This window comes from Halobaculum sp. MBLA0147 (genome assembly GCF_041361345.1).
In the GTDB taxonomy this organism is placed as follows: domain Archaea; phylum Halobacteriota; class Halobacteria; order Halobacteriales; family Haloferacaceae; genus JAHENP01.
In genome coordinates this window covers 1,696,915-1,712,145 of record NZ_JBGKAD010000001.1, presented here as the reverse complement: position 1 = coordinate 1,712,145, position 15,231 = coordinate 1,696,915, and the positions used below count along the sequence as shown (strand labels likewise).

General features: G+C 69.6%; 16 protein-coding genes. 8 read left to right on the top strand and 8 right to left on the bottom strand.

The window, feature by feature from the left end:
* Window positions 1-152: 152 nt before the first annotated feature.
* Window positions 153-1,640 carry a hybrid sensor histidine kinase/response regulator gene (locus tag RYH80_RS08165; RefSeq protein WP_370903360.1) on the top strand — a complete coding sequence of 496 codons (1,488 nt, stop codon included), beginning with the start codon at window positions 153-155 and terminating at the stop codon, window positions 1,638-1,640.
* Between the two features lie 57 nt (window positions 1,641-1,697).
* Here the strand turns inward: RYH80_RS08165 and RYH80_RS08160 are convergent, their stop codons facing one another.
* Both RYH80_RS08160 and btuC read right to left on the bottom strand, forming a co-directional pair.
* On the bottom strand, window positions 1,698-2,699 hold the full coding sequence (locus tag RYH80_RS08160) for an ABC transporter ATP-binding protein (protein ID WP_370903359.1): 1,002 nt from the start codon (window positions 2,697-2,699) through the stop codon (window positions 1,698-1,700).
* On the bottom strand, window positions 2,696-3,796 hold the full coding sequence (btuC, locus tag RYH80_RS08155; protein WP_370903358.1) for a vitamin B12 ABC transporter permease BtuC: 1,101 nt from the start codon (window positions 3,794-3,796) through the stop codon (window positions 2,696-2,698). The genes RYH80_RS08160 and btuC overlap by 4 nt, the downstream gene beginning before the upstream one ends.
* A 58-nt stretch (window positions 3,797-3,854) precedes the next feature.
* On the opposite strand from btuC, the gene RYH80_RS08150 reads away from it, so the two are divergent.
* The 3 genes from RYH80_RS08150 to RYH80_RS08140 all read left to right on the top strand — a co-directional run bounded on the left by RYH80_RS08150 (window position 3,855) and on the right by RYH80_RS08140 (window position 5,803).
* Window positions 3,855-5,102, top strand: a complete 1,248-nt coding sequence (locus RYH80_RS08150; protein ID WP_370903356.1) for a PGF-CTERM-anchored ABC transporter substrate-binding protein — start codon at window positions 3,855-3,857, stop codon at window positions 5,100-5,102.
* 174 nt (window positions 5,103-5,276) lie between these two features.
* A complete protein-coding gene (srp19, locus tag RYH80_RS08145) occupies window positions 5,277-5,558 on the top strand; it encodes a signal recognition particle subunit SRP19 (protein ID WP_370903355.1) in 282 nt (93 codons plus the stop codon).
* Between the two features lie 2 nt (window positions 5,559-5,560).
* The gene (locus RYH80_RS08140; protein WP_370903354.1) at window positions 5,561-5,803 is read left to right on the top strand and encodes an H/ACA ribonucleoprotein complex subunit GAR1; all 243 of its coding nucleotides are present in this window, start codon (window positions 5,561-5,563) and stop codon (window positions 5,801-5,803) included.
* A gap of 99 nt (window positions 5,804-5,902) precedes the next feature.
* Here the strand turns inward: RYH80_RS08140 and RYH80_RS08135 are convergent, their stop codons facing one another.
* Window positions 5,903-6,181, bottom strand: a complete 279-nt coding sequence (locus tag RYH80_RS08135) for a hypothetical protein (RefSeq protein ID WP_370903353.1) — start codon at window positions 6,179-6,181, stop codon at window positions 5,903-5,905.
* Window positions 6,182-6,419: 238 nt separating this feature from the next.
* On the opposite strand from RYH80_RS08135, the gene RYH80_RS08130 reads away from it, so the two are divergent.
* Complete coding sequence (locus RYH80_RS08130) at window positions 6,420-6,689, top strand: hypothetical protein (RefSeq protein ID WP_370903352.1); 270 nt, start codon at window positions 6,420-6,422, stop codon at window positions 6,687-6,689.
* 147 nt (window positions 6,690-6,836) lie between these two features.
* Here RYH80_RS08130 and RYH80_RS08125 read toward each other — a convergent pair whose 3' ends face one another.
* The 5 genes from RYH80_RS08125 to RYH80_RS08105 all read right to left on the bottom strand — a co-directional run bounded on the left by RYH80_RS08125 (window position 6,837) and on the right by RYH80_RS08105 (window position 10,978).
* On the bottom strand, window positions 6,837-7,070 hold the full coding sequence (locus tag RYH80_RS08125) for a DUF7472 family protein (protein ID WP_370903351.1): 234 nt from the start codon (window positions 7,068-7,070) through the stop codon (window positions 6,837-6,839).
* Window positions 7,071-7,223: 153 nt separating this feature from the next.
* A complete protein-coding gene (gene hjc, locus RYH80_RS08120) occupies window positions 7,224-7,745 on the bottom strand; it encodes a Holliday junction resolvase Hjc (protein ID WP_370903350.1) in 522 nt (173 codons plus the stop codon).
* A gap of 119 nt (window positions 7,746-7,864) precedes the next feature.
* Entirely contained in the window at window positions 7,865-8,623 is a 759-nt protein-coding gene (locus RYH80_RS08115; protein WP_370903349.1) for a hypothetical protein, read from the bottom strand.
* Between the two features lie 4 nt (window positions 8,624-8,627).
* Window positions 8,628-9,374: a hypothetical protein gene (locus RYH80_RS08110; protein ID WP_370903348.1), complete on the bottom strand. Its 747-nt coding sequence runs from the start codon at window positions 9,372-9,374 to the stop codon at window positions 8,628-8,630.
* Between the two features lie 62 nt (window positions 9,375-9,436).
* Window positions 9,437-10,978, bottom strand: a complete 1,542-nt coding sequence (locus RYH80_RS08105; protein ID WP_370903347.1) for a S8 family serine peptidase — start codon at window positions 10,976-10,978, stop codon at window positions 9,437-9,439.
* Window positions 10,979-11,336: 358 nt separating this feature from the next.
* Between RYH80_RS08105 and RYH80_RS08100 the strand changes: the two genes are divergently transcribed.
* The 3 genes from RYH80_RS08100 to RYH80_RS08090 all read left to right on the top strand — a co-directional run bounded on the left by RYH80_RS08100 (window position 11,337) and on the right by RYH80_RS08090 (window position 15,053).
* On the top strand, window positions 11,337-12,905 hold the full coding sequence (locus tag RYH80_RS08100; protein ID WP_370903346.1) for a sodium:solute symporter family transporter: 1,569 nt from the start codon (window positions 11,337-11,339) through the stop codon (window positions 12,903-12,905).
* 190 nt (window positions 12,906-13,095) lie between these two features.
* Complete coding sequence (locus tag RYH80_RS08095) at window positions 13,096-14,382, top strand: divalent metal cation transporter (protein ID WP_370904688.1); 1,287 nt, start codon at window positions 13,096-13,098, stop codon at window positions 14,380-14,382.
* A 128-nt stretch (window positions 14,383-14,510) separates the two neighbouring features.
* Entirely contained in the window at window positions 14,511-15,053 is a 543-nt protein-coding gene (locus RYH80_RS08090; protein WP_370904687.1) for a hypothetical protein, read from the top strand.
* The last annotated feature ends 178 nt before the right edge of the window (window positions 15,054-15,231 follow it).

Genomic DNA, 15,231 nt, shown 5'->3' with positions numbered 1-15,231 from the left:
GGCAAGGGCGTGTCGGATCTGCCGACGACGTGTCGAACGGCGCGTGTCGGATCTGTCACCGGAGACTACCGCTCCGATCCCGTTGAATCCCCGCCGCGTGGTGCGGAGCGAGTGCCGGGATTTTTCCACACGGAATCCGTGACCCGATTCGAATGGCACACGGTGCGGTCGACGAACGAGACGACGCCATCAGCCTGTTGTGCGTGAGCGGCTGGTCGGGTGCGGCCGCGGAGCTGACCGGCCGGCTCGTCGCCGCTCGCGACCGGTTCGAACGGACGTTCGAACGAGACCCGTACGTCGCTCTGGAGACCGTCGGCGACGCGGAGATCGACTGTGTCGTCGCGAGCTACACGCTGAGTGATCTCGACGGGCTCTCGCTGCTCGCGTCCGTCCGTGCGGAACACCCGGATCTCCCCTTCGTCCTCGTCGCGGCCGACGGCTCGGAGGCGGTCGCGGCGCGTGCGGTGTCGATGGACGTGACGGAGTACGTCCGCGTCGACAGGACGGGGACGGACGCGACGGACCTCGCGGACCGGATCGCGACGGCGGTGTCCGAGCGGCGGACGGACCCGGGGCAGTTCTCCGGCCCCGGCAACCCGCTCACGGCGGTGTTCGAGGAGTTCCCGGAGCCGACGTTCGCCTACGAGTTCGACGAGACGCGTGGCGCGGCGGTGATCCGGGCGGCCAACGACGCCTTCGTCGAGGTGTTCGGCTACGACCGCGAGCGGGCCGTCGACAGCGAGGTCGACGAGTTGATCGTCCCGCCCGACCGGCAGACGGAGGCGGACGCCGTCGACGAGCAGGTCCGCGCGGGCGAGCGCGTCGACGCCACGCTCGAACGGCAGGCCGCATCCGGGCTCCGCGTGTTCCGGTTCCGCAACATCCCGCTGGCGGAGGCCGACCCCGTCGACGGGTTCGCGGTGTACGCCGACGTGACCGAACGCCAGCGACGCCAACGCGAGGCCGCCGAGCGCCGCCACCAGTTGGAGCGGCAGAACGACCAACTCGAACAGCTGATCTCCGTCATCTCCCACGACCTCCGGAGTCCGCTGAACGTCGCAGCCGGCCGCGTCGACATGGCACGCCGCGAGCGGTCGGGCGAGACGGAGAGTCTCGACACCGCCGCCGAGGCGATCGAACGGATGGACACCATCGTCGAGGACGCGCTCTCGCTGGCCCGCACCGGCCGCACCGTCACGGAGACGGAGTCGGTCACTCTCGCCTCGCTCGTCGACGCCTGCTGGGGCGTGATCGACGGCCCCGACGCGACGCTGGAGTCGGCGGTCGACGGCCTCCGCGTGGAGTGTGACCGCGGGCGGCTCCGCCACCTCTTCGAGAACCTGTTCCGCAACGCCGTCGAGCACGGCGACGGGGAGACGACGGTCCACGTCGGCACCGTCACGGACGCCGAGGGGGAGCCGGTCGGCTTCTTCGTCGCCGACGACGGGCCGGGAATTCCCCCCGAGGACCGCGAGGCCGTCTTCGAGCCGAGTTACACCACCTCCGAGTCCGGGACGGGACTCGGGCTGTCGATCGTCGCCGGCGTCGTCGACGCCCACGACTGGTCGATCTCCGTCGCCGAGAGTGCGGCCGGCGGCGCCCGCTTCGAGGTGACGGACCTCGACGTGGTCGACGACTGACGGGTGGGGTCCCGACTCTGGGAACGAGGTGCCTCGCCGGGAGTCGTCGGCCTCCGATCAGTCGTCGTCGGTCTCCGGTCGGGTCTCGCCGGTTCCACTCGGGTCCGACTCGTCCTCGGTGACGGCGGTCACGCGTGGCGAGCCGGTGGTCGGGTCGTGGCTGAGTTCCGTCGGGACGCCGAAGGCCGTCTGGAGCGCGTCACTCGCCAGCACCGTCTCCGGCGTGCCGGCGGCCTGGACCGCGCCGTCGGCCAGCAACACGAGCCGGTCGCAGTACCGCGCGGCGAGGTCGAGGTCGTGGATCGCCGCGAGTACACCCTTCCGCCCGGTGTCGTCACGCTTCGAGCCGGTGTCGTCGCGCTCCGGACCAGTGTCGTCACGCTCCGAGCCGGTGTCGTCGCGCTCCGGGCCGGTGTCGTCACGCTCCGGACCGCCGTCGACGGCGTCGCGGACGAGTTCGAACGTCCGCACCTGGTGGTTGATGTCGAGGTTCGCCGTCGGCTCGTCCAACAGGAGCGCGGGCGTCGACTGCGCCAGCGCCCGTGCCAGGAGGACGCGCTGGCGCTCGCCCCCGGAGAGACTCGTCACGGAACGGTCCGCGAACTCGGCGACGGCGGCCCGCTCCATCGCCCGCTCGACCGCCGCGCGGTCGTCGGCCGTCGTCCGCCCGAACCGGGAGACGTACGGCGTCCGGCCCATCTCCACGACGTCCGCGACGGAGAACTCGAAGGAGAGCCGCGTCTCCTGTGGCACCGTCGCGACTCGTCGGGCGACCGCACGACGACTCCGATCCGCGAGCGGGACGCCGTCCACCCGGACGGTGCCGCGATCCGGCGTCAGTGTCCCGTTGAGCACCCGGAGCAGAGTCGTTTTCCCCGCGCCGTTCGGTCCGACGAGACCGACCAACTCGCCACGTGCGACCGACAGCGAGACGCCCGTCAACACGGCCTCGCCGCCCAACTCGACGTGGACGTCCGCCGCGGCGACGACCGGCGACGTTGTGTCGTCCGACTCGTGATCCGTCTCGGGGTCGGTCGCAACCCCGTCCGACCGACTCACAGGTCGTACACCTCCCTGGTCCGCAGGAGGTACAGGAAGAACGGCGCACCTGCGGCGGCGGTGACGATCCCGACGGGGAGTTCCACCGCCCCGGAACGAGCGAGCGTGTCGGCCGCGACGAGGAACGTGCCGCCGGCCAGCGCGCTCGTCGGGAGGAGCACGCGGTGGTCCGGCCCGACGAGGAGGCGGACGCCGTGGGGGACGATCAGCCCGACGAAGCCGATCACACCTGAGACGGCGACCGCCGCGCCGGTCAACACCGACGACACCGCCAACAGCGCCCGCTTGGAGTGTTCGACCCGGACACCCAGCGCGCCGGCGTCCGCCTCGCCGAGCAACATCGCGTTCAGGTCGCGAGTGTACGCCCCCAAGACGACGACGAGCGGGGGGATCACCGCCGCCGCGACTACCACCTCGTCCCAGGAGGCGTTCTGGAGGTGGCCCATCAGCCAGTAGACGACCCGCCGCATCGAGTCGCCCGAGAAGAGGATCACGAACGAGACCACCGCACTCGCCAGCGTCTGGACGGCGATGCCGACGAGCAACAGCGTCGCCGTCGGCGTCCGCCCGTCCCGCGTCGCGATCAGGTACACCGCGAACCCGGCGACGAGTCCACCGAGGAACGCCGCCCCCTGGAGCCCGAGGCCGAACGGCACCGCGAACGGGAGGACGATGGCCGTCACCGCCCCGACCGCCGCCCCGGAGGAGACGCCGACGACGGAGGGGTCCGCCATCGGGTTCCGGAAGAACCCCTGCATGACGGTGCCGGCCGCCGACAGCGCGACGCCGACGAGTGCCGCCAGCAGGATCCGCGGGAGGCGGACGCTCCGGACGATGACGGCGTGCGTCTCCGGGACGACGAACGAGAACGGGTGGTGGAGCCGCACGCGCACCTCCGGGACCACTAGGAGACCGCCACTGCCGCCGCCGACCGTCTCGACCCCGACCGGGACGACGACCGCGTTCAACAACACCGCGACCACCTCGCGAGCGGGGATTGACACCGGTCCGATCCCGGCGCTCACGGTGACGGCCACGACCAACGCGGCGGCCAACAGCAGCGAGTACACCGCCGTCCGACGCCACACTCTCTGCACTGCTACAAACCTACTTGATTTAGACAATCCTTTATTGTCTTCGGTCCACCGACACGACGTGAGCGACACACGGACACGACGGACGCGACGGACACGACGACTGCGGCGACTGGCGACGGTGCTCGCGACCGTCGCCCTGCTGGCGCTCGCGCCGGTCGCGGGCGTCGCGGCGGCCGACGCGACGGGTGGACAGACGACCGACCAGACGAGCGCGGACCACGGGAGTCTCGCGGCGGTCCAGGAGACGGACTGTACGTTCCCGGTGACGCGGACGGACGCGACCGGGACCGAGGTGACCCTCGAAGAGCGCCCCGAGCGGGTGACGACGCTCCAGCCGAGCGCCGCCCAGACGATGTGGGAGATCGGCGGGAAGTCACAGGTGGTCGGCGTCTCGAAGAACGCCGACTACCTCGCGGGCGCCGACGAGCGGACGAACATCTCGACCGGCGGCTTCGGCGGTGCCAGCGTCGAGAAGGTCGTCGGTACCCAGCCGGATCTCGTGTTGGCGCCGAACCTCGTGCGCAACGAGACCGTGCGGGCGCTGCGTGACGCCGGCCTGACGGTGTTCAAACTCTCCTTCGCGGGGACCATCGACGACGTGGCTCGGAAGACGACGCTGATCGGGCGGCTCACCGGCAACTGTGCCGGCGCGGCGGAGGCGAACGCCTGGATGACCGCGAACGTCGAGGCGGCCGGCGAGGCGACCGCCGACGTCGAGCGTCCGACGGTGTTGTACCCGCTGCCGGGACAGTTCGTCGTCGGCCAGGGGACGTTCATCACGGAGATGCTCGTCGCCGCGGGCGGCGAGAACGTCTTCGCGGGCGAGATCGCGGGGTACAAGGAGGTCAACAGCGAGACGATCCTCGCCGCACAGCCGGACGTGGTCGTCTTCACCGACTCGTCGTCGTACCTCGCGGCGAGCGAGCCGTTCTCGCAGCTGGAGGCCGTCCAGGCGGAACGGACGGTGCAGGTGAACACGAACTGGATGAACCAGCCCGCGCCGCGATCGGTGGTGTACGCGGTGCGGAACCTGACGCGCGGGTTCCACCCGGACGCCGCCGCGTCGGCGACGTTCCCGACTCGCGAGGAGGCCGTCGCGGCGATGGCGACGCCGACACCGACGGAGACGGCGACGTCGACCGCGGTGAACGACGACCCGACACCCGAACCGACCGACGACACGGCGACGACGACCGAGACCACACAGAACGACACGGAGACGGCGACGACCGCGCCCGGACTCGGTGCGGTCGTGGCGGTGCTGTCGGTCACGGTCGCGGCACTGCTCGCCCGTCGGCGACGGTGAGCGCAGATCGATAGCGGGAGACGCGAACTCGCGGTCGCGGTGCGATCTCTCTTCGACGATCTCGCCCTCACTGCGGCGAGACCGACGGGGATCCACTGCGGCGAGACCGACGGGGATCCACTGCGGCGAGACCGATGGTAATCCACTTACCCCTGGCCCCACCGAGTGACGGGTATGGTCGAGAACGTCCTGTGGCCCGCCTACTTCGACGCGGAGTTGACCCGCGCGGAGGGGCGCCGCCTCCCCGCGGACCAGGCGGTCCCGGCACCCACCGTCGACGAGATCGCACAGGCCGTCCAGCAGGTGGGGTACGACGCCACCGTCGAGCGGGGGAAGGCGTACTCTCGCGAGTACGAGCCACGCGGTCGCGTCCTCGCGAAGGGGACGACGGACACGACGAAGAACGATCTCGTCCGTGCCGTCGGCGCCTACGTCGCCGTCGTCCGCGGGGAGTGACCGTGCGACGCGTCGGCTCCGTCGTCCGGACGGCACAACGCCTCGCCGTGGTCCGGCTGCCGGACGACGAGACGGACCGCCCCGACCCGCCGGATGTGGGGACCCGCGTCGTCGACGAGTCGCTGGACGGCGTCGGCGAGGTGGTCGACGTGTTCGGGCCGGTCGACCGCCCCTACGTCGCGGTGACGCCCGACGACGGGGTCGCGCTCCCGCCGCTGGTCGGCGAACGACTGTACGCGCGGTGACGCAGTCTCGGTCTCGACCCTCTCTTCGACGCGGTCGCGTGTCGTGGCTCGCCGCCGTGACACGACTCCCGGCGCCGTGACACGACTCCCGGCGTCGACTCAGTACCGTCGGTCGGCCAGCCGAGCGACCGCGACACCGGAGGCGAGGAGGCCGACGGCGGCGACGGCGACGACCAGCGCGCGACCCGTCGCGCCCGCCTCGAACGCGCGGACGGCGAACGGTGCCAGTCCGGCCGCCGCGCCGACGTGGAGTGCGACGACCAGTCGCGGGAGTGTGAACGGACCGGGGAGGTCGTCGTCGCTCGACTCGCCGACACCGGCGATGGCGGCGTCCAGTTCCGGGTCGAGGTGCTCGGAGAGATCGTCGTCGGTGGACACGCCCGTGTGTCGTCGCTCCGGCCACAAAACCGTCCCGGGACTCGTCGCTATCTGCCGTCGGGGCCCTCGTCTCGATCACTCCCATCTCCGTCCGCCGTCCCCGTCTGCCGTCTCCGGTTGCCGTCGTCACCGGTGTGCCACGAGTCGGTCGGTCTCCTGCACTGTGTTTCAGTAGTCTTCCGGACAAAAACGTAGTTCAGATTACACTTTACTCGGTGGCGACCCTCCACTCGTGTGTATGCGACGCCCACCACGCCCCGGTTCGACACGGACGGACGACGGACGACCACCGACAGACACTCGGGGACGACTCCGTGGGAGTCTCGCCCTCCTCGCACTGCTCGGACTCGCCGTCGCGGTCGCCAGCGCGCCCGCTGTCACCGCGCTCGTGCTCGTGACGGGGCTGGCGGTGACGGCCGTCGGCCGTCGCCTCCGCGACCGCGGTCGGTTCCGCCCCGCGCCGCGGCGCGTCTGTATCCCCGGCACCGACACCTGCGTGACGTTGTAGCGTCTCGATGTCCGTCCCGCTGGCGTGCTCCTCTCACGGTGCTCTCGGTCTCCGTGCCGTCGGACTCCGGCGAACCGTGTCCCACTCGACCACTGCAGTCGCAGTGTCGTCGCTCTCGACCGTCGAGACACGCACGGCGCGAGCGGCTCACTCCTCGAACCGATCGAGGTAGACGCCGACGGCACCCATCGCGAGGACGAACAGCGCGAACAGGCCGACGAAGATCGTGCCGCCCGGTTCCTGCAAGACGACGCCACCGGGCTCACTCGGCGTCGGGTCCGTCGTGTACTCCAACCCGACGAAGATGAGGAGTACGACGAACGCCGCCGACGTGCCGAGCGAGACGGCGATCTTCCGACGCATCCCCGCGTCGATGTCCATGCACCTCGGTTCCGCGGGCCGCCGCAAAAGCGCTTCGAAGCGGTCGTGTCGCCGTCTACCGGACACCCGTCTACCGGCCACCGGTTGTCGACCACCGCCCCCAGCCGCCGACGCCGGGGCGGCTGCGATCGCCGCGCCCGCCGTCTCGCCCGCCTACAACACGTCGGCGGCCTCCTCGACGGACATCGTCCCCTGCTGGACGGCCGTGAGGATCCCCTCGACACCCTCCGTTGGATCGTCCGGCTCGTCGACGCCGTCGGCACCGAGACTCGCCTGTTCGGAGTGGCCGGCCAGTGCGGCCACGTCCTCCCCGTCCGACAGCGCTCTCTCCTTCTTGACGCGCTTGTTGCCGCTGTCGGTCGTGTGGAGATCCGCCGGGTGGAAGAACGCCCAGTCTTCCCGGTCGAACCGGGCGCCGATGCGGGCCTTCGCGCCGAAGTTCTGTGCGAAGTAGATCAGCGCCTCCACCTCCTCGGCGTCGAGGTAGATCGGGTCGCCGCCGGAGGCCTTCGCCTCCACGGCGTAGAACCGCTCCCCGTCGCCCGCGAGCACGTCCGGGAGCTCGCGGTCCGTCGCGGAGCCACTCGCCGGTGCCCGCATCACCGCGAACCCCGCCTCGTCGAGACGGTTGACCAACTCCCGCTCGCGACGGTCGCCCTTGGGGTTGCCTGGCATCTGTCTCGTCGCTCGGAGTGTCACGCAGTTAAACGACCCGGGTGGCGTCGCCCGACGCCGCGGCGACTCGGTCGGGACACGCACGGGGTCCGTTCGGCCGTGTCGAGCGTGTCGTGCCGTCAGGGGGTCGTGCTCGGCGTCGACGCGCCGGTCTCGTCGTAGATGACCGTCACCAGGCCTCCGTTCTTCTCCATCTGGACGGTGATGCGGTCGATCTCGTCGCCGTCCGTGGGGAGCCTGACGAACACGTGCTTGATCCCCCTCGCTTGGGAAGGCATCGTCCCGACGCGCTCACCGCGGATGGCGATCTCGGGTGTACCGACGCCACGGATCGACTCGATCTGGGGCTTCAGCCCGTAACCGTAGTCGCGCTGGAAGATCACGAGTGTCTCGGTGCCGAAGTCGGTCTCGACGACGAAGTCGTTCCCCTCGAACGCGTCTACGACCTCTGGATCACTGTTCGTCAAGACTCGCTGCCACTCGGCTTCCGAACGAATCGGCCGGACACTGGCCGCGATGTCGCTTCCGGAGCCTCTCTCCTGCACACCCGAGAGCAGTCCCCAACTGAGCAGGGTGGGGCGCGTCTGAAACGGCAGTTCGACATCGTACTGGGTCTGGTTCAGCGCGGGCGTGGGAGTCGGTGTGTCCGGGTCGTCGGTCGGTGTGTCTGTGGCCGTAGGTGTCTCGGTTGCCGTGGGCGTGGGCTGTGCCGTTCGCGTGAGCGTCTCCGAGCCGCTCGCCTCCGGCGGGGTGGGCGTCTTCGCGCCCGATCCGGTCGCACCGGCTCCGAGACACCCAGTGAGGCTCACGGCGGACGCCAACGCCGCGGCGACTGTTCTCCGGGTGGTCTCCGGTCGGTCGGTCGTGTCGTCTGTCATGTGTTCACGTGCTCGGTGTGCTCGGTGTGGACGAACAGGCGCAGTCGTACACGAGGATCGAGCCGGTGCCGTACCCCGAGATCCAGGCGGTGATCCGTTCGATCTCGTCACCGCCCGTCGGGAGCCTGACGAACAGGTACTCGAAGTCGGTCTCTCGGTCTGCTGCCGCGTCGACACGTCGGCCATCGATCACGATCTCGGGAGAGCCGACACCGTCCACTGACCTGAGTCGGAGCCTCACTCCCGTTCGGTCCCGTTGGATGACGACGATGGTCTCGGTGTCGAAGTCGGTCTCGGCGACGAACTCGTACCCCTCGAACGCGTCCGCGACCGCTTGGGTGCCGTCCGTCCGGACTCGCTGCCACTCGGCGGCCGAACGGATCGGGGCGACGCCCGCCGCGACCCCGTACTCGCCTCCGAGGAGCGGTCCACTACTGGTATCGACTCCACTCCTCCGAGCCGGCATCCCGACGTCGTACTGGGTCTGGTTCAACGCGGGCGTGAGTGTCGGTGTGTCCGGGTCGTCGGTCGGTGTGTCCGTGGCGGTGGGTGTCTCGGTCGCCGTCGCGGTCGGTGGTGCCGTTCGTGTGGACGTCTCGGAGGGGCTCTGCGTGGCCGTCGCCGGTCGGGTGGCGGTCGACTCGCCGTCGCCGAACCCGAGACAGCCGCCGAGACCGACACCTGACGCCACCGTCGCGAGGACGGCTCGTCGACTGCAACGGGGACCACCTGAACCTGTTCCGCTAGGCATACAGTTGAATGCGAACCCAATCAAATAAGTACTTTTTGTCTGTGTAGCTCCGTGAGAGGCCCCTACACGAGGGTGGGTGTGTAGAGAGCGCCGCCGAGTTTCGACGTGTCACTCGGGTACACTGGGTGTGTGTTCATGTCGTGATAGCGACTCAGGCGGTTGTAGTGACTGTCTGCAGGATTCGACGAAACGTCCAACCCGCCTGCTGCTCCGACGACCGGCGCGGCCATCGACGTTCCTCCCAGCCCACCGCCGTCGGGCGCACTGAAGTCACCACACGAGTAGATGTCTGGACAGAACTTCGCGTCTCCACCGTAATCGTGACACCAGGGACAGTACGCCCGACTGGCTGCGTCGGAGTAGTAACTCACAGTGCAGTACTGTGACTTTTCGTCGCGTCCGAACCCGTCGTTACTCGCACCGTTGTAGGCACCGACTCCGACGGTGAAGTACGACCCGGCAGGGTAGTCGACGTTGGTGTCGTTGTTTTGAGTCCCACTGGCGACGGCCATGGTGTAGCCAGCAGTAGCGTACGACTCTAGTTCTGCACACACGGAACTCGGGCAGTACGAGACGTTACCGGTGACGACGAGTGAACAGACGCCTGCCGCGATGTCGTTCTTCAGCGCGTAGTCGACCGCGTTCGAGAAGTCACTCGCTTGCGGGTCGTCCGTGCCGTCGGCAGATGTATCCCAAATGCGAATCGGTACCATATGATCGTTACGTTGAGCAAACGGTTTCAACATGTATGCAGCCGTGTTGAGTACGTCCGATCCGTGGTCTGCGTGCGTGAGATCGTCAGAGACTCGCCACCCGCCTGCGCCGCTGAAGTCCTTCGCGAGGTCGGTGTCGATCCCCACCTCCTGTGCCCAATTCTTTCCGTAGGCGGTCGCTACTCCGTCCGGTTCGTATCCGGCGACGAACCCACCCACTTTCACGTCGAGCAACTGTGAGACGGACTCGAAGTCGCTGTGGGCGCTCGTCCGGAGGTCGTCGGCCGTGGGCGTCGACGACGTCGTGACCGTCGCACTCGTCTCCCGAGTCGCACCGTTCACGCCCGCGATCTCCGGGTCGTGTCCGACTTCTAGCACGAACGGGAGATCGACCAGTTCCGAGAGGTCCTCGACCGCCACGTTCGACACCGCGACCGCCGTCGAGGCGACGGACATCGTCGCCCCGACGTCGCCGTACTCGCCGAGCCGTCGTACCTCGGCTGGTGTCGGTTGCCACCCGAAGAGACGCCGACCGAACTGGCCCGAGGTGCGGACCCGTGCACGTCGACCGGTCGTCTGTACGGTCACGTCGACCGTTCCGTCGTCCGTCGACGCTGCTGCGCGCTGGAGCGCCGGGGTGATGAGCGCCTCCGTACGACCAGTGCGCTCGTAGGTTCTGACGCGCTCCCGCGCCGACCCCATGTCGAGCAGGTGATTGAGGTACGCCGGGTCTCGGAACGACGATCCACGAGTTCCACTCTCACCGTACCTGTTCGGCCGGCCCTTCTCCGTCGGCTGTGCCCGAGCAGACCGACTCCCGAGCACAGTGAGCGAACCGACCCCGAGCAGTGATCCGACGATACGCCGTCTGCTGGTTTCTCGATCCGACATGCGTGAAAACCACCTGAGAGCCACAACTTATACATTTTGAAATAGAAATATCCACCGAGATCTGTGGACGATGAATACAAAAGACGAACCACAGAAAACTCACTTGATCGAGGGTCTATCTGTATTTATGTAGTTGTTCGGGCGTCTATCCGATCACCCCGGACCGTTGCCTGCTCCACCCGACGACCGTCGACCGTGCGTGACCGTCGACGTGCTACCACCAACTAATACAACCAACTATTAGTCCGTCCGGCACGGACCACGCCGACGACACGATGTCACGGAGCGACGACGCGTCGAGACGACTCGCTCGGATCGCACGGCACTGGCCCAGAACCAACGCCGCTGGAGGTGTGGTGTGATCGCACCCACGACCGCACTCGCGACCGCCGCGCTCGTGTTGGGCGCGCTCGCGGCGCTGGGTGTCTACTACTCCAGAGAGGTCGACTCCGTCGAGGACTACCTGCTCGCACGTGGGTCGGCCGACGGCCCGCGCACGACGGCGACGCTGGTCGCCTCGGTGATGGGGGTGTGGATCCTCCTGTCGCCCGCCGAGGCCGGAGCGGTGTTCGGCGGTCTCTCGGCAGTGTTGGGGTACGCCGTCGGCGAGGCGCTGCCGATGCTGGCGTACGCCCGTCTCGGCCCACGGATCCGCGAGTTGGTGCCGGCGGGCCACTCGCTGACGGAGTACGCCCTGGCGCGGTACGGCCCCGCGATGTACGTGTTCGTGCTCGTCGTGAGCGTCTTCTACATGTTCGTCTTCCTCGCGGCGGAGCTGACCGGGATCGCCTCCGCGATGTCGTTCGTCGCGGGCGTCCCACGCTGGCAGACGGCCGTGCTCGTCGGCGGCGTCGTGCTCGCGTACACCGCCTACGGCGGACTGCGCGCCAGCATCGTCACCGACACGGTCCAGACGGTGTTGCTCGTCCCGCTGGTCCTCCTGACGGGTGTCGGAGCCGTCGCCGCGTTGGGTGGGCCGACGGCGGTCCACAGCCACGTCGTCGCTGCCGACCCGACGCTGTTGGACCCGACGTTCCTCACGGGGTTGCGGTTCGGCGTGTGGGTCGCCGTCGCCATCCTCGGCGCGGAGTTGGTCAACCAGAGTTGGTGGCAGCGGGTGTACGCCGCCAGCGACCCCGCGACGCTGCGACGCGGGTTCCACATCGCCGCGGTCGTCAACTTCCTGCTCGTGCTCGTCGCCGGGCTGTTCGGCGTGCTCGCTCGCGGCTACGTCGACCTGACGCTCGATCCCGCCGCCGCAGGGTACGACGGCAGCGTCGCGTTCTTCGTCTTGTTGCAGGAGGCGTTCCCCGACCTGCTCGTGTTCGCGGTCGCGTTGCTGGCACTGCTGTTGGTCTCCAGCAGCGCCGACACGCTGTTCAACGCGTTGGCGAGCCTCGTCACCGCCGACTTACCGCGGGTGCTCTCGGACCCGGACGACCGCACGCTCACCGTCGCGGCGCGACTCCTCACCGTCGTCGTCGCCGTCGCCGCAGTGTCCGTCAGCCTCCGCGCCCGGAGTGTCCTCCAACTGTTCCTGCTCGCGGACCTGTTCGGCGTCGCGACGATGGTCCCGCTGCTGTCTGGCCTCTACCTCGAACGCGTCCGCGGCGGTGGGGCACTCGCCGGTGGTGTCGCCGGGCTCGCCGTCGGGGTCGCGTGGTTCCCGAACGCTCTCGTCCGCGGCACGCTGACCGCCGTGCCCGGACTCGCGGGACTCCTCCCGACGCCGGACTTCCTCGTCGCGTTCCTCGGCGCACTCGCCGTCTCGACGGCCGTCACCGCGGCCGGCGTCCCCTTCGCCGACCGCTTCGACCTCGACCGACTCGACCGCGACGTCCGCCGACTGGGCGCGAACGACGCGACCGGTGACGGGGAACTCGCGACCGACGGTGGTGACCACCAGACAGACGGCGGTGAACTCTAAGCCGACGAGAGCGCCGCGGATCCCGGACAGGGAGAGGGCTGCGTGACCCGCTCCGTCGACGATCAATCGGTGTTACCACCGAGTGAAAACACTCTTGTCGATCGCCGGGCTCCGGTGGCTCGTGAGCAACGAACGATCGGGGATCGGCGCCGCGGTGTCGCCGGGGCGGTGGCGTGGCTACCTGTCGGCGATGGGCCCGTCGTGGGTCGCGGGCGCGGTCGCGGCCGGGCCGGCGACGATGGCGAGTCTCGTGACCGCGGGGGCGACGTTCGGCTACGACCTGCTGTGGGTCGTCATCTGCTCGGCGCTGTTCGGCAGTCTCGCACAGTACCTCGCCGTCCGGGTCGGACTGGCGACGGAACGGGGGATCGTGAGCGCCGTCCGGACACACCTCGGCCGGCGGTGGGCGTGGCTGCTCGTCGTCGACACGGTGCTCGCAGCGGGGTTGGCACAGCTCGTCATCACGAAGGGGCTCGCGGACGTGTCGGCGGCCGTGACGGGCGTCGACGGCCGTGCCTGGGGTGTCGTCTGGGCGGTCGTCCTCGCGGTCGGGCTGGCCGGACGCGGCTACCGGTTCGTCGAGACCGTCGCGAAGCTGCTCGTCGCGGCGGTCGTCGTCGCCTTCCTCGCGTCGCTGGCCGTCGTGCCGGTCGACCCGGTCGCTGCCGCCGGTGGAGTCGTCCCGTCGCTCCCGGGCGGTGTCGACGGCGCGCTCGTCGCCGCGGGCATCCTCGGCGGGGCGGTCCACGTGACGCTCGTGACGATGCACACGTACACGATCCGTGCTCGCGGCTGGACCACTCGCGACGCCGGACTGGCGACGTTCGACGTGGGCGCCTCGATGCTCGTCGCCTTCGGCGTGTACAGTCTCGCCGTCTTTCTCGTCGCCGCGAGCGTCTTCGCCGGTGCCGACGTGGCGCCGAGCGAACTGACGGCGCTGTCGGCCTCGCAGGCGCTCGGGCCGCTCGTCGGCGCGAGTGCGGAGTGGCTGTTCCTGCTCGGGCTGTTGGGCGCGGCGCTGTCGACGCTGGGTGGGAACACCGTCGCCCCGCCGTTCGTCCTCGCGGACGCGCTCGGCTGGGACACCGACGTGTCCGACGATCGCTACCGGGCGTTGCTAGCCGGGTTCGCGCTCCTCTCCGCGCTGGGGCCGTTCGTCGGCGGCGCGTTCTTCCCGCTGTTGGTGCTCGTCCTCGCCTTCGGGCTCGTCGGCACACCGTTCGCGCTGGTCGTCGTCCTCGCCGTCCTCCACGCCGACGGGGTCCCGACCGACCCGTCCCGGTCCCTCACCGCCGGTGGGGTCGTGCTCGTCCTCGTGACCGCGGTCCTCGCCGGGAACTTCGCCCGTGGACACGTCACGCCCTTCCCCCCGACGGAGCCGTTGTCCGTCGCCGTGACGCTGTTCGCGGTCGGGCTCGGACTCGCGACGCTCGGACTGGTCGGCGACCGCCTGCGGCGACGGGTCGTCGACGCGTGACCGATCCCTCGTCGTCGTCCTCGGGACGGGCGTCGCAGTCGTCGTCCGGGTCGGTGTCGCCGTCCGCGGCGGAGACGGCGACACCACCGCCGACGGAGACGGCGTCACCGCCACCGACGGGGCGGACGCTGCTCGTCGGTCCCTCGAACGTCGGGAAGACCCACCACACGGCCGCCGCGCTGGCGGCGTGGGTGCGACGGCACGGCCCCGAGGGTGTCGTCGTCCTCGAGTTCGCACCCGCGGTCGTCCGCGACGGGCGGCTGCTCGGCGGCCGACTCGACCGCTTCCACGAGCCGTCCGCGTCCGCCTGGCGGGGGACGCTGGCGGCACACGCCCCGCGCGCCGACGCCGACGACGACGCGGCGGCGCTCGCGCTGGCACGGGACAACGCGACGCGGGCGGCGACGCTGCTCGACGCGGCGCCGACGGACCCGCGTGCGGTGTTCGTCAACGACGCGACGATCCCGTTCCAGAGCGACCGGGTCGCCGTCGACCGCCTCCGCGACTACTGTGTCGACGCCGACTGCGTCGTCGCCAACGCCTTCGAGAGCGACGAACTCGGCACGGACGACCCCGTCTCGACACACGAACGAGCGGCGCTGCGGGCGCTGGGAACCTGGGCCGACCGTGTCGTCCGGCTTCCCGACGAGCGGCCACCGTGGGAGCGGTGACTGCCAGACGGGCAGCCGCCGTGGGAGCCGTGGCTGTCGGAGTATCGAACACGGAGAGTGTGTGACGAGAGAGAGACCGGTGAGTCGAGTTTCGAGAGCAGAACGGAGAGCGAGTCGTCGGTCGTGCGTCTACGGCCGAGCGACCCGCGGGTGTGTGGTGTCGCGTGCTGCGGGGTGT

What these genes read in the sequence shown, in the direction of transcription:
- RYH80_RS08165 (WP_370903360.1), top strand. Translation starts at nt 153, where the DNA reads ATGGCACACGGTGCGGTCGACGAACGAGACGACGCCATCAGCCTGTTG.
- srp19 (WP_370903355.1), top strand. Translation starts at nt 5,277, where the DNA reads ATGGTCGAGAACGTCCTGTGGCCCGCCTACTTCGACGCGGAGTTGACC.
- RYH80_RS08130 (WP_370903352.1), top strand. Translation starts at nt 6,420, where the DNA reads ATGCGACGCCCACCACGCCCCGGTTCGACACGGACGGACGACGGACGA.
- RYH80_RS08125 (WP_370903351.1), bottom strand. Translation starts at nt 7,070, where the DNA reads ATGGACATCGACGCGGGGATGCGTCGGAAGATCGCCGTCTCGCTCGGC.
- hjc (WP_370903350.1), bottom strand. Translation starts at nt 7,745, where the DNA reads ATGCCAGGCAACCCCAAGGGCGACCGTCGCGAGCGGGAGTTGGTCAAC.
- RYH80_RS08115 (WP_370903349.1), bottom strand. Translation starts at nt 8,623, where the DNA reads ATGACAGACGACACGACCGACCGACCGGAGACCACCCGGAGAACAGTC.
- RYH80_RS08110 (WP_370903348.1), bottom strand. Translation starts at nt 9,374, where the DNA reads ATGCCTAGCGGAACAGGTTCAGGTGGTCCCCGTTGCAGTCGACGAGCC.
- RYH80_RS08105 (WP_370903347.1), bottom strand. Translation starts at nt 10,978, where the DNA reads ATGTCGGATCGAGAAACCAGCAGACGGCGTATCGTCGGATCACTGCTC.
- RYH80_RS08095 (WP_370904688.1), top strand. Translation starts at nt 13,096, where the DNA reads ATGGGCCCGTCGTGGGTCGCGGGCGCGGTCGCGGCCGGGCCGGCGACG.